The sequence below is a fragment of the Micromonospora sp. NPDC004336 genome (assembly GCF_053602615.1).
In genome coordinates this window covers 1-12,490 of sequence record NZ_JBSGDY010000175.1, presented here as the reverse complement: position 1 = coordinate 12,490, position 12,490 = coordinate 1, and the positions used below count along the sequence as shown (strand labels likewise).

The following is a 12,490-nucleotide window of genomic DNA, read 5'->3' as shown; positions in this document are numbered from 1 at the left end:
ACATCGTCATCCTGACGGTGCTCTTCGACGCCGCCCGCACCACCGGCCGCCCCCGGCCCTGGCAGATCGTGGCCGGGCAGTACCTGGGCTCCCGCGCGGGGAGGTCGCTGCCGGGGCGTAGTCCCAGCGCGAACGCCCCCGGCCGGCTCGGCGGGGGTCCCCGCCGGGGCGTCCGTCGGCCGGGCCGCCCGCCGGGAGCCGGCGGCGCTCGCCGTCACCCGCCGGGGATCGGCGGCGCTTACCGTCACCCGCCGGGGGCCGGCGGCGCTCGCCGTCAGTCGGCGTAGCCGGGCGACATCGCCGCCGCCAGGCGCAGGTGGGCGGCGGCCCGTGGGGCGTCGCCCTGCCGCTGGAGGGTCCGCCCCAGCAGCAACTGCACGTACGAGTCGTCCGGGGTCTCCGCCGCGAGCGGCTCCAGGATCCGCAGCGCCCGGTTGAGCTGGGCGGAGTGGAAGTAGGCCCGGGCGGCGAGCAGCCGGGTGCCGCGATCGTCGCCGTGGGCGTCGAGCAGGGGCCGGAGCAGGGTGAGGGCCCCGAGGGGGTCGCCGAGGTCCAGCAGCGCCTCGGCGTGCCGGAAGCGCTCGACCTCCTCCGGGAGCTGCCGGGGGGCGCGGCGGGCGGCCTCGGCCAGGAAGTCGTGGATCACCTCCGGGGGCTGCGCGCCGCGCAGTGCCGCGCCGTTGGCGACGAACGTCGGAGAGGTCGCCACCCCCGCGGCCCGGCCCCGCAGCACGAGTTCCCGGACGGCGGTGTCGCCTCCGCCGTCGGCGAGCAGCCGGCCGCCCGCCGGGAAGCCCGCCCGGCGGGACACCTCGTCCAGTACCGCCGGGAGGCTGATGTCCAGGGCGTCGACGAAGTGCGCCCGCATGACCTCCTCGGCCACCGCGTCCTGCAGTCGCGTGCCGCCGGCCTCGTGGGCGAGGGCGATGAGCCGGTGCGCGTCGTGGCTGCTGGCCCGCCACCCGGCTCCCCAGCGCGGGCCGAGGCCCTCGGCGAGCGCGATGCGGGAGACGCGTTCCCGGTTCTCGCCGGGCGTGAGGTCCGGCGCGCAGCCCCGCAGGGCGGCGTCCACCATCGGGTCGCGCAGCACCTCCGCCAGCGGCTCGCCGGGGGTGGGTGCGGAGGGGTCGATCCGGTACGGCCGCCAGACGACCTCGACCGGGTCGCCCTGCCAGGACGCCAGCGTCCGCTCCAGCCGTCGCTTGCCGATGTACGCCCACGGGCAGACGACGTCCGCCCAGATCTCGATCCGCATGGCCGGAGACGTTACACGACACCTGTCGTATAAACCACGGGTGTCGTATAGTGTCGCCGTGACCTCCTCCGACCCCCGCGCCCGGCGGACCCGGGCCCGGCTGCGGGCGGCCGTCCTCGACCTGGCGGCGGAACGGGAGCTGGGCGACATCACGATCGCCGAGGTGGCCAAGCGGGCCGGGGTCAACCGGGCGACCACCTATCTCCACTTTCCCGACCTGGACGCGCTCGTCACCGACGCGATGGAGGAGGCGGTCGCCCAGGTGGCGCGCGCCGCGGCGCTCTGCCCGTTGGACGCCCCGCGCGACGAGCCGCCGCAGCCGCTGCGCGACCTCTTCGACACGGTCGCCGCCAACGCCGTCCTCTACCGCCGGATGCTGTCCCCGCACGGCAGCGCCCGCTTCGCCGCGAGCCTGCGGGACCGGCTCGCCGCCGAACTGCGGCGGAGCCTGGAGGCCAGGGCCCGCCCCGGAATGACCGACGACGTGCCGGTGGACGTCCACGCCGCCTACCTCGCCGGCGCCCTGACCGGCGTCATCGCCACCTGGACCGCGACGGGGGCCCCGGCCGGCGCGGCCGAGACGGCGCTCGCGACCTGGCGGTTGCTCCGTGGGTGACGGCGTCGTCGGCGGGGCAGCCGCGCAGTTCCGTCCGGTCCCCGGGCGTACGTCATTCGGGAGGTTGTCATGGTCGGCAGGCCGGCGGTAGGCGGAGGTCGGTGGGTCGAGGTGGATCCGGGCCGGGTCACCCGGTGGGTCGCCGGCTTCGCCGACCGGCACGGCCCGCCCACCACCGCCGCGCAGGCGTACGGCCTGCTGCTGGCCGCCCCGGACGGCGCGACCGCCGAGCTGCACACCCCGCCCGGCGCGGGGGCCGCCGCGGACGTGCCCGGCTTCGCGGCCGCCGCGCTCACGCCCCGCCGGATCGGCCTGCTGCTGGCCCGCAAGGGCGCGGTCGCCGTCGGCGTGGCGGCGGGGGAGGAGCTGGTCGTGTCCAAGGTCGACACCCGGTACGTGCAGGGGCGCACCGCCGCCGGGGGCTGGTCGCAGCAGCGCTTCGCCCGGCGCCGCGACAACCAGGCGAAGGCGGCGCTGGGCGACGCGGCGGACCTGGCCGTACGCCTGCTGCTGCCGGCGGCGTCGTCGCTGAGCGCGCTGGTCTGCGGCGGCGACCGGCGGGCGGTGGACACCGTGCTCGCCGACCGGCGGCTCGCCCCGCTCGTCGCCCTCCGCGCCGAGCGCCTGCTCGACGTCCCCGAGCCCCGGCACGCGGTGCTGGTCGCCGCCGTCGCCGGCGCGCGGGCCGTCCGGATCCTGGTACGCGATCCCGCGCCGTCCTGATCCGCGGGCCACGGCGGCTTCGGCCCGGCGGAGGCGCCGGTCGGGACGGCCGGCCGGACGGCGGTCGCACTAGGCTGGGCGCGAGGGTCGGGAAGGAGCCGGGATGGCGGAGACGGCTGCGGCCGACGTCGTCGTGGTCGGTGCCGGGGACGCCCCCGACGACGAGCTGCCGGTGGAGAGCCTGGGCCACCGGATCAGGCGGCTGCGACTGGCCCGGGGCCTGACGCAGCAGCAGGTGGTCGGCGCCCGCTACACCCGCGCGTTCCTCGGCGCGGTCGAGTCGGGCGCGCGGGTGCCCAGCCCCGAGGCGCTGGCATACTTCGCGGGCCGGCTCGGGCTGCCGGTGGACGACCTGCGCTACGGCCGACCGGCCGACGCGGCCGACCGGCTCGCGGCCGAGCACGCGGCGGCCCGGCGCGCCCTCTCCGCCGGCCGGCTGGACGCCGCCGAGCGGGCGCTGGCCGGGACGCGCCGTCGCGCGGAGCACTACGGACTCTCCGAACTGGCCGGTTGGGCGGGCTACCACCTGGCGGAGGCGCAGCTGCACCGGGGGCGGACGGAGGACGCCGCCGCCGGCTACGACGAGCTGGCGAAGGCGCTGCCCGACGGGTGTCCGGCGCTGCGCGCGGCGGTGCTGGCCCGGCAGGCGTACTGCCTGCTGGTCACGGGGGACGCCCCGCGGGCGGTGGCGATGCTGGAGGGCGGCCTGCGGGACCTGCGGGCGGCGCCGCCGGCGGACGCCGACGCCGAGCTGCGGTTGACCAACGCGTTGATGTACACGTACCTCGAACTGAGCTGGCGCGAGCGGGCCCGGCGGCTGGAGCGGGAGGTGACGCCCCTGCTCGACCGGGTGGGCAACCGGGAGTGGGTGGCGCAGTTCCACGCCGTCGCCGGGCAGTTGCGCCGCGACGGCGAGCTGGCCGAGGCGGACCGGCACCTGCGGGAGGCCACCCGGGGCTACGCCGAGCTGGGGCTGACCCGCGAGATCGCGCTGTGCCGCTGGGCCCGGGGCTACGTGCTGCTGCGGGCCGGGCGGCCGGCGGAGGCGGGGGCGGAGCTGCGGTCCGCCCGGGAGATGCTGGGCGCCGTCGGCGCGGTGCTCGACCACGCCGGGGCGACGCTGGAGCTGGCCGAGGCGCGCCGGCGGGAGGGCGCCCTCGCCGAGGCGGGCGAGCTGGCCGAGGAGGCCGCCCGGACGGTCGCCGCCTGCGACCACCGCGAGCTCATGGCCGAGGCCGACCGGGTACGCGGGCTGGTGCGGGCCGCCCAGGGCGACGGCGACCAGGCGCGGCGGCTGCTGTCGCGCGCGGTCGACCGGTACGAGCGGGCCGGCCTGATGGGAGACGTGGTCATCACCTGCCGGCACCTCGCCGAGCTGCTGCTGGGCCGGGCGGAGCGGGACGCGGCCGCGGCGGTGCTGCGCCGGGGCCTGCGCGCGGCGGAGCGCCTGTCGTGACCGGGCCGGAGCCCGTCGTCGCGGGGGACGGGGCTCGGGCCGGGCTGGGCGGGCGCCTCCAGCGGCTGCGGGCGGAGCGGGGCCTGACCCAGCGGGCCCTCGCCGAGCCCCGCTACACGGCGGCCTACGTCTCCGCCGTGGAGGGCGGGCGCCGGGTGCCCTCCGCCGACGCCGTCGCCCACTTCGCCGAGCGGCTCGGCGTCACCCCCGCGGACCTGGCCACCGGCCGCTCGCCGGCCGAGGCGATACGCCTCCGGCTCCGGCTGGTCGGCGCGGACCTGGCCGGGGCGGCGGGCGACGCGAGCGCCGTCCTGCGGGAGGTGGCCGTGGCCGCCGTCGACCTGGCCGAGCCGGTGCTGGCCGCCCGGGCGCGGCTCGGTCTGGCCCGCGCCGCGCTGCGCGGGGGCGATCCCGACGCCGCCTCGGCCGAGGTGGACCGGGCGGAGGAGCTGCTGGCGGGAGCGCCGCCGCACGTGCGTGCGGAGGTGGTGGCCGGCCGGGCGGCGGTGGCGTGCCACGCCGGTGATCACCGGTACGCCCGCTACCTGCTCACCGAGGCGCGGGACGCGCTGACCCGGGAGGGCTATCCGGACCCGTCGGCCCTGCTGGCCCTGCGCGCCGAGCTGGTGCTCTGCCACGTCGCGCTCGGCGACGGGGACGCGGCGGCGGAGGAGGCCGCGCGGGCCCTGGCCCTGGCGGTGCTGCCCGAGCCGGCCCGGGTGGCGGAGCTGCACCTGACCGTCGCGCGCTCGCTGCTCGCCGCGAATCGCGCGGCGGAGGCCGGGGTCGCCGCCGAGCAGGCCCGCCAGGCGGCCCGGCAGGTCGCCATGGGGGTGCAGCTGGCGTGCTGCCGCAGGGCGCGGGGGCAGGGGCGGCGGGCCGCGGGTGACCTGGCCGGCGCGCTCGCCGACCTGGCGGACGCGCACGCGGCGCTGACCGCCGCCGGGCAGCGGGCCCTGGCCGGCGACGTCGGGGTGGAGCTGGCCGAGGTGCACCATGCCCTGGGCCAGCCCGGGCGCGCCGAGGCGCTGCTGCGGGACGCCGCCGACCCGGGCGGCGACGCGGTGGTGGCGGCCCGCGCCGAGCGGGTACGCGGGCTGCTGCGGGCCGACGTCGGGGACCGGGCCGGCGCCGAGCGGCACCTGCGGGCGGCGATCGCCGGCTACCGGGCGACCGGACGGCGCCGGGAGCTGGCCGGAGTGGTCCTGCTGCTGGCGGACCGGCTGGACGGGTGGGGCCGGCCCGGCGACGCGCTCGACCTGCTCCGCGACGGCCTGCACCAGGTGGAGCAGCTCGGCGAGCGGGTCGCCGCGTTCCGCGCCACGGCCTGATCCGCCCGGCCCGCCCCACACGCCGACACGCCGGACCGCCCCGCACGCCGACATGCCCGTTCCGCCGCCCCGGCCGCCCGGTTCGTCCGAGGCGACCGGTTCGTTCAAGGTGACCGGTCCGTCCAAGGTGACCGGTCCGTCCAAGGTGACCGGTCCGTCCGGGGCGACCGGTCGCCCGTCCGCGACCCACGACAGAACGGGCGACCGGTCCGTTCCCGGTCCCGCGTCAGTCGCGGGCCCAGAGCGCCGGCGTGTTCGGCGGCTCCCAGCCGGGCTGGGCGGTGTGCGCCTGGAGACACCGGTAGGCCAGGCCGCCGTACGTCACCCGGGCGCCGGCCGCGTACGCGGTGCCGGGTGCCCAGGTGCCGCCGGGCGGGGTGCCGGTCGGGGTGCGGGTGGGACCGGGGCCGGAGGTGACGTTCAGCACGAAGTCGAAGGTGGCCTCCCGGCCGCCGTCCACCGCGCGCACCGTCATGAGCAGGGCGGGGTCGAAGATCGGGTCGGTGTTGTTGCGCGGTTCGCCGGGGAAGTACAGCTGGGTGGTGAGCACCGGCCGGTTGGGCGCCTGCGCCTTGACGTGGATGTGCCGCGTCCGCCCCGGATAGAGGCCCGGCACGATCGTGGTGAGCCGGTACGCGCCCGAGGCGTCGGTGAACTGGTGGCCGCGCAGCCGGTAGCCGGTGTTGTCGTAGGCGCCGTTGGCGTCGGCCTGCCAAAAGTCCAGCAGCACGCCGGAGACCGGCCGGCAGTCCAGCCCGAAGACGTGGCCGACGACGGTGAGCCGGGTGCCGACCACGCCGCCCTCGACCAGGGACGTCCGCCGCGGCGAGTTCGGCTTGAAGTAGGGGCCCTCCATCTGCTCCGGCGTCGGATCGTCGCCGTCGTCGCAGTACGGGGTGAGGGGCGGTGGCGACGAGGCCGCCTCCGCGCCCGAGCCCTGCGCGACGCCGGCGACGAGGAACGGGGCGGGCAGCGCGAGGGCCGCCACCCTCAGCACGCTCTTGCGTGTCACGCCGCTGCGGGGGCCGGGGTCGCCGGGCTCCTGCGCGTCGCTCGGTGCACCGTTCATGAGCGCTCCTCCTCGTGGGACAACGGGTTTCCGGCCCGGCCGGCCCGTGGGCCCGTGACGCCGGGTGGGCCGGCGTGGCCGGCGATTCGACGCTATTGACAGACGTCAGGGCGCGTCGATGTGCCGTGGGCCGCGGTCGTGGTGTTTTCCGCCGTGCCGCCGGAACGCGCCGGGGGAGTCGCCGACCTCGCGGCGGAAGAACCGGCAGAAGTAGGCGGGGTCGGCGAATCCGAGCCGGGCGGCGATCGCGGCCACGGTCAGGTCGGTTCCGGTCAGCAGGCGTTTCGCCTCCAGCACCCGGGCCCGGCGGATGAGCCGGGCGGGCGTGGTCCCGGTGGCCAGCGGCACCGCGTCGTTGAGGTGGCGCACCGACACGCCGATCCGGCGGGCGTACGCGCGGGGCGGCTCGCCGACGAGGTCGGGCTCGGCGAGCAGTTCCTCGAAGCGGCGGGCGATGGCGGCGGCCCGCCGGTTGCGGGTGGTTGCCTCCGGCGGCGGGTCGGGGGCCGGCCGCGTGGGGCGGGCCCGGAGCACCTCGGTGAGCAGGAGGTGCAGGTAGGCCCGGAGGGTGCCTTCGCGGCCCGGCGCGATCCGGCGGTGTTCGGCGGTCGCCCAGCGGAGCAGGGTGACCAGCCGCCGCGCCTGGCTGGCGTCGCGGGGGCGCCAGGAGCGGTGGGTCGAGCGGTGCAGCGCGTCGCGCGCCGCCGGCACGGTGAGCAGGAAGTCGGCGGCGCAGACCAGCACGTGCCCGCGCAGGTCGTGCTGGTCTCGCCAGTGGTGCACCTGGCCGGGCGTGACGACGAACAGGTGCGGCGGCCGGACGGGGTGGGCGTCGAGGTCGATGACGTGCGACGCCCGGCCGTGGGTGACGTACACCAGCTCGTAGAAGGTGTGCCGGTGCGGGAAGTCGGCGCGGGAGAGCGGACCGAGCTCGTCGAAGGTGCCGACGGCGAACGGCACGTCGTCCGGGCCGGGTGCCGCCAGGTGGTGCCGGGGCAGTGCCGGCGGTGGCCCGGCGGGGGCCGGTCGTGATCGGACCGACGGGTTCGGGCGGGGGGACTCCTCGGGCGGGCGCGACGGGGACACGGGCAACTCCTGCGCTGACGCGGGACGGACGCAGATCGACCGACACCTCTATTGACGGCACCGGATGCTCAACCTACGGTAATGGCAACAGAGTTAACAACAAATGTTGTCTCTCTAGTAGCGCGCCGGTGGCGGGGCTGCCGTTTCGCGTTGCGTACCTGCTCATGCCTGGTCGGTTCGACCCTCCACATCGTCCTTACCGCGAGGAGACCCCATGCTCCGCCGAACAGCCACCGTGGCGGCAACTACCCTGAGTGCCGCTTCTTTGGTGCTGGCCATGGCCCTGGCCGCCCATGCCGGCGCCGATCCCACGGCCGCGTCCGCCGCCCCGGTCGCCGCCCCCGACGGCGTCGCCCCCGAGATGTTCGCCGCCCTCCAGCGGGACCTGCGGCTCACCCCGGCCCAGGCCCGTGCCCGTCTCGACGTCGACGACCGGGCCAGCCGGGTCCAGCAGGTGCTGCGCACCACCCTCGGCGCCCGCTACGGCGGCACCTGGGTCGCGGAGCGGGGCGACACCGTGTCGGTCGGCGTCACCAGCGCCGCCGACGCCGCCTCGGTCCGCAACCTCGGCGCGCTCCCGGTTCCGGTGACGTACCCCGAGCGCGCCCTCGACGCGGCGGTCGACCGGCTGAACCGCGACGCCGCCGCCGCGCCGGCCGCGGTCGTCGGCTGGTACGCCGACCTGCCCGGCAACGCCGTCGTGGTCCTCGCCCGCGACGGCGGCGCGTCCGCCGCCCGCTCCTTCGCCGCCACCGCCGGCGTGCCGGCGGGCGTGCTGCGCGTCCGCGCCAGCACGGAGAACCCGAGGCCGTACGCGGACGTGATCGGCGGCAACGCCTACTACACCGGCAGCAGCCGCTGCTCGATCGGGTTCTCGGTCAACGGCGGCTTCGTCACCGCCGGCCACTGCGGCAGGGCCGGCGCCCGCACCTCCCAGCCGGGCGGCACGGTGCGCGGCTCCACGTTCCCCGGCCGCGACTACGCCTGGGTGCAGGTGGACGCCGGGAACACCCCGCGCGGGCTGGTGAACGACTACCGGGGCGGGACGGTGGCCGTGGCCGGCAGCGCCGAGGCCGCGGTGGGCGCGGCGGTCTGCCGGTCCGGCTCCACCACCGGCTGGCGCTGCGGCACCATCCAGCAGAAGAACGCCTCGGTGACCTACCCCGAGGGCACGGTCAGCGGGCTGACCCGCAGCAACGCCTGCGCCGAGCCCGGCGACTCCGGCGGCTCCTGGATCTCCGGCAACCAGGCCCAGGGCGTGACCTCGGGCGGCTCCGGCAACTGCAGCACCGGCGGCACCATGTACTTCCAGCCCGTCAACCCGATCCTGGCGGCGTACGGGCTGACGCTGGTCACCAGCGGGGGCCCCGACCCGACCCCGACGCCCACCTCGACCGGCAACCCGCCGGGCGACACGACCTGGCAGGTCGGCACCGCGTACGCCGCCGGCGCGACGGTGGTGTACGGCGGGGTGTCCTACCGCTGCCTGCAGGGGCACACCGCGCAGCCCGGGTGGGAGCCGCCGAACGTGCCGGCGCTCTGGCAGCGGGTCTGAGCACCACTCGCACCGCAACGGGTACGGGCCCGGTCGCCGTGGCGACCGGGCCCGCACTCGTGTCCCTCCCCGAAGGGCGGTCAGCCCACCCCTCGGGCGGCCGTCACAGCGAACCGCCGAAGGTGTCGCAGGACTTCGGGTCGCCGGTCTCGTAGCCCCGGGTGAACCACTGCCGGCGCTGCTCGGAGGAGCCGTGGGTGAACTCCTCCGGGTTCACCGGCCGGTTCGCCCGCTCGGAGATGGCGTCGTCGCCGATCTTCTCGGCCGTGTCGATGGCCTGCCGGATGTCCTGCTCGGTGATGCTGGTGAAGATCTTCTGACCGCCGGCGTCGGCGGTGCCGGTGGCGTTCTTGGCCCAGGCGCCGGCGTAGCAGTCGGCCTGCAGCTCCAGCTTCACCGACAGGGCGTTGGCGTTGCCCGGGTCGCGCTGCTGCTGGCGGCGCATCTGGGCCTCGGTGCCGAGCAGGTCCTGCACGTGGTGGCCGTACTCGTGGGCGAGCACGTAGGGCTGGGCGAACTCGCCCTCCGCGCCGAGCTGTTGCGCCAGCACCTGGTAGAAGGTCAGGTCGATGTAGACCAGGTCGTCGGCGGGGCAGTAGAACGGGCCGACGCCGGAGTCGGCCTGCCCGCAGGCGGTGTTGACGCCCTGGCTGAAGAACACCGTCCGGGACGGGCGGTACTGCTCGCCGAACGCCTGGGGCAGGGCCTGCTGCCAGTACGCCTGGATGGAGTTGACGTAGAGCGCGTTGCGGCAGTCGAGCTGCTTGAGCGCGTCCTCGGCCGAGCACTTCTGCTCCAGCGACGTGTTGTCGCCCTGCGGCTCCCCGCCGCCGTTGGTGGCGGCGTTCAGGCCGAAGCCACCGCCGACGAGTGCGACGAGCACGGCGATGACGAGGCCGACGATGCCGCCCCGGCCGCCGCCGATCGGGATGGGGATGCCGCCCAGCCCGCCGCCTCCGCCGGATCCTCGCCGGTCGTCCACCTGGCTGGTGTCGATCCGCGCGTTCTCGTTCAGCTCCATGTCTACCCCGATCACCGTTTCGATCCGTCTTGGTGGTTGCGGTACCGGACCGGGTCCGGACGGCGTTTCGGTACCCGATGATCTTGGTTGGTAATCCGGAGGGGCGGCCGGGCGGCGCCCGGTACACTTGCCCCGTGCTGCTCTGCGAAGGCTGAACCGCCCCGCGCCGACGGGCCTCGTGCCCGCCGGCGCTTTCGCGTGCCCTGAGTCAGCCCTTCCAGACCCCGAGAGCGAGTCCTCCGACATGATCACTGCCACCGGCCTGGAGCTGCGCGCCGGCGCCCGGATCCTGCTGTCCGACACCACGCTGCGCGTGCAGCCGGGTGACCGGATCGGCCTGGTCGGCCGCAACGGCGCCGGCAAGACCACCACGCTCAAGGTGCTCGCCGGCGAGGGGCAGCCGTACGCCGGGCAGATCGACCGGCGCAGCGCCATCGGCTACCTCCCCCAGGATCCGCGGACCGGCGACCTGGAGGTCACCGGCCGCGACCGGGTCCTCTCCGCCCGGGGCCTGGACGTGCTCATGGCCCAGATGAAGGAGATCGAGGCCAAGCTCGCCGACGGCGCCGACGACCGGCTGGTCCGCCGCTACGGCGCGCTGGAGGACCAGTTCGCCTCCCTCGGCGGCTACGCGGCCGAGGCCGAGGCCGCCCGGATCTGCGCCAACCTGGGGCTGCCGGACCGGGCGCTCGCCCAGACCATCGGCACCCTCTCCGGCGGTCAGCGCCGCCGCATCGAGCTGGCCCGGATCCTGTTCCGCGACGCCGGCGACAACGGCGGCGGCATCCTGCTGCTCGACGAGCCGACCAACCACCTCGACGCCGACTCGATCACCTGGCTGCGCAGCTTCCTCGCCAACCACAAGGGCGGCCTGATCGTGATCTCCCACGACGGCTCGCTGCTGGAGTCGGTGGTCAACAAGGTGTGGTTCCTCGACGCCACCCGCTCCGTGGTCGACGTCTACAACCTCGGCTGGAAGGCGTACCTGGAGGCCCGCGAGACCGACGAGCGGCGCCGCCGCCGGGAGCGGGCCAACGCCGAGAAGAAGGCCGGCGCGCTGATGGCGCAGGCCGACAAGATGCGGGCCAAGGCCACCAAGACCGTAGCCGCGCAGAACATGGCCCGCCGCGCCGAGAAGCTGATCTCCGGACTGGAGGAGGTGCGCGTCGCCGACAAGGTGGCGAAGGTGCGCTTCCCGAGCCCGGCCCCGTGCGGCAAGACGCCGCTGACCGCGACCGGCCTGTCCAAGTCGTACGGCTCGCTGGAGATCTTCACCGACGTCAACGTGGCGGTGGACCGGGGCTCCCGGGTGGCCATCCTCGGGCTCAACGGCGCCGGCAAGACCACGCTGCTTCGGATGCTCGGCGGCCTGCTCGAGCCGGACACGGGCGAGGTGCACGCCGGGCACGGCCTGCGGCTGGGCTACTACGCCCAGGAGCACGAGACGCTCGACGTGGACCGGACGGTGCTGGAGCACATGCGCAGCGCCGCCATCGAGCAGACCGACACCGACCTGCGCAAGATCCTCGGCGCGTTCCTCTTCTCCGGCGAGGACGTGGACAAGCCGGCCGGGGTCCTCTCCGGCGGCGAGAAGACCCGGCTGGCCCTGGCCACCCTGGTCTGCTCGGGCGCGAACGTGCTGCTGCTCGACGAGCCGACGAACAACCTCGACCCGGTCAGCCGGGAGCAGGTGCTCGACGCCATCGCCCGTTACCCGGGCGCGATCGTGCTGGTCACCCACGACCCCGGCGCGGTCATGGCGCTGAAGCCCGACCGCGCCATCCTGCTCCCCGACGGCGACGAGGACGCCTGGAGCGACGACCTCCTGGAACTGGTGGAACTCGCCTGACCTCCCCACCTCCTCCCGCGAGGGGCGGTCAGGGCAGCAGGTGGGGCAGGACGCCCGAGGTGGCCAGGATGGTCAGGCCGATGGCGACGAAGACGGCCGGGACGAGCCAGTGGCCGGCGCGCTCGACCAGCCGCGTCACCCGGGGGTGCCCGCCCAGCCAGGCCCCCGCGGCGCACCACAGCGCGACGAGCAGCACGAAGACCAGCAGGAAGACCGCGCTGTCGGCGGGGCCGAGGGCGCGGAACACCGGCACGTAGACGGCGATGTTGTCGGCACCGTTGGCGATCGTCACCCCGGCCACGCCGAGGGTGGAGCCGACCACCGCCGGGGCCTCGTCGGCGTCGCGGGCGAGCAGCGCGCGGACGCCCAGGGCGATCGGGAGCAGGCCGAGCAGCCCGGTCCACGGATCGGGCACCACCAGCAGCCCGGCCGCCACCACCGCGCTGGCCAGCGCCAGCGCGCCGATGCCCAGGTACTGCCCGGCCACGATCTGCCAGGGCCGGGGGCGGCCGGTGGTGCGGGCGGCGAC

The 12,490-nt window shown here is 76.3% G+C and carries 11 protein-coding genes; 6 read left to right on the top strand and 5 right to left on the bottom strand.

The genetic code is table 11. The annotated features are described in order from the left end of the window. Positions 1 to 274 precede the first annotated feature (274 nt). Positions 275 to 1,255: a DsbA family protein gene (locus ACWENR_RS26045; protein ID WP_452279588.1), complete on the bottom strand. Its 981-nt coding sequence runs from the start codon at positions 1,253 to 1,255 to the stop codon at positions 275 to 277. 58 nt (positions 1,256 to 1,313) lie between these two features. Here ACWENR_RS26045 and ACWENR_RS26040 point away from each other — a divergent pair, with 58 nt between their 5' ends. The 4 genes from ACWENR_RS26040 (at position 1,314) to ACWENR_RS26025 (ending at position 5,381) form a co-directional block, all read left to right on the top strand. Then, positions 1,314 to 1,871: a TetR/AcrR family transcriptional regulator gene (locus ACWENR_RS26040; protein ID WP_452279587.1), complete on the top strand. Its 558-nt coding sequence runs from the start codon at positions 1,314 to 1,316 to the stop codon at positions 1,869 to 1,871. 69 nt (positions 1,872 to 1,940) lie between these two features. Beyond that, positions 1,941 to 2,594 carry an acVLRF1 family peptidyl-tRNA hydrolase gene (locus tag ACWENR_RS26035; RefSeq protein WP_452279586.1) on the top strand — a complete coding sequence of 218 codons (654 nt, stop codon included), beginning with the start codon at positions 1,941 to 1,943 and terminating at the stop codon, positions 2,592 to 2,594. Positions 2,595 to 2,697: 103 nt separating this feature from the next. Then, positions 2,698 to 4,050: a hypothetical protein gene (locus ACWENR_RS26030; protein WP_452279585.1), complete on the top strand. Its 1,353-nt coding sequence runs from the start codon at positions 2,698 to 2,700 to the stop codon at positions 4,048 to 4,050. Further along, positions 4,047 to 5,381 (top strand): helix-turn-helix domain-containing protein, encoded by a 1,335-nt coding sequence (locus ACWENR_RS26025; RefSeq protein ID WP_452279584.1) that lies wholly within the window; start codon positions 4,047 to 4,049, stop codon positions 5,379 to 5,381. The genes ACWENR_RS26030 and ACWENR_RS26025 overlap by 4 nt, the downstream gene beginning before the upstream one ends. A gap of 226 nt (positions 5,382 to 5,607) precedes the next feature. Here the strand turns inward: ACWENR_RS26025 and ACWENR_RS26020 are convergent, their stop codons facing one another. Then, the gene (locus tag ACWENR_RS26020) at positions 5,608 to 6,450 is read right to left on the bottom strand and encodes a dioxygenase family protein (RefSeq protein ID WP_452279583.1); all 843 of its coding nucleotides are present in this window, start codon (positions 6,448 to 6,450) and stop codon (positions 5,608 to 5,610) included. Between the two features lie 105 nt (positions 6,451 to 6,555). After that, positions 6,556 to 7,536: a helix-turn-helix domain-containing protein gene (locus ACWENR_RS26015; RefSeq protein ID WP_452279582.1), complete on the bottom strand. Its 981-nt coding sequence runs from the start codon at positions 7,534 to 7,536 to the stop codon at positions 6,556 to 6,558. A gap of 214 nt (positions 7,537 to 7,750) precedes the next feature. On the opposite strand from ACWENR_RS26015, the gene ACWENR_RS26010 reads away from it, so the two are divergent. After that, positions 7,751 to 9,091 carry a carbohydrate-binding protein gene (locus ACWENR_RS26010; RefSeq protein WP_452279581.1) on the top strand — a complete coding sequence of 447 codons (1,341 nt, stop codon included), beginning with the start codon at positions 7,751 to 7,753 and terminating at the stop codon, positions 9,089 to 9,091. A 103-nt stretch (positions 9,092 to 9,194) separates the two neighbouring features. On the opposite strand, the gene ypfJ is transcribed toward ACWENR_RS26010, so the two are convergent. Next, entirely contained in the window at positions 9,195 to 10,112 is a 918-nt protein-coding gene (gene ypfJ, locus ACWENR_RS26005) for a KPN_02809 family neutral zinc metallopeptidase (protein ID WP_452279589.1), read from the bottom strand. Positions 10,113 to 10,356: 244 nt separating this feature from the next. Here ypfJ and ACWENR_RS26000 point away from each other — a divergent pair, with 244 nt between their 5' ends. Then, complete coding sequence (locus tag ACWENR_RS26000; RefSeq protein ID WP_452279580.1) at positions 10,357 to 11,961, top strand: ABC-F family ATP-binding cassette domain-containing protein; 1,605 nt, start codon at positions 10,357 to 10,359, stop codon at positions 11,959 to 11,961. A gap of 28 nt (positions 11,962 to 11,989) precedes the next feature. Here the strand turns inward: ACWENR_RS26000 and ACWENR_RS25995 are convergent. Next, positions 11,990 to 12,490, bottom strand: a 501-nt coding sequence (locus ACWENR_RS25995; protein WP_452279579.1) for a cadmium resistance transporter, incomplete at its 5' end; no start/stop codon positions are given.

Excerpts from the sequence above, each read along its gene's own strand:
- ACWENR_RS26020 (WP_452279583.1), bottom strand. The coding sequence starts at position 6,450 with ATGAACGGTGCACCGAGCGACGCGCAGGAGCCCGGCGACCCCGGCCCC.
- ACWENR_RS26035 (WP_452279586.1), top strand. The coding sequence starts at position 1,941 with ATGGTCGGCAGGCCGGCGGTAGGCGGAGGTCGGTGGGTCGAGGTGGAT.
- ACWENR_RS26030 (WP_452279585.1), top strand. The coding sequence starts at position 2,698 with ATGGCGGAGACGGCTGCGGCCGACGTCGTCGTGGTCGGTGCCGGGGAC.
- ACWENR_RS26010 (WP_452279581.1), top strand. The coding sequence starts at position 7,751 with ATGCTCCGCCGAACAGCCACCGTGGCGGCAACTACCCTGAGTGCCGCT.
- ACWENR_RS26045 (WP_452279588.1), bottom strand. The coding sequence starts at position 1,255 with ATGCGGATCGAGATCTGGGCGGACGTCGTCTGCCCGTGGGCGTACATC.
- ypfJ (WP_452279589.1), bottom strand. The coding sequence starts at position 10,112 with ATGGAGCTGAACGAGAACGCGCGGATCGACACCAGCCAGGTGGACGAC.
- ACWENR_RS26000 (WP_452279580.1), top strand. The coding sequence starts at position 10,357 with ATGATCACTGCCACCGGCCTGGAGCTGCGCGCCGGCGCCCGGATCCTG.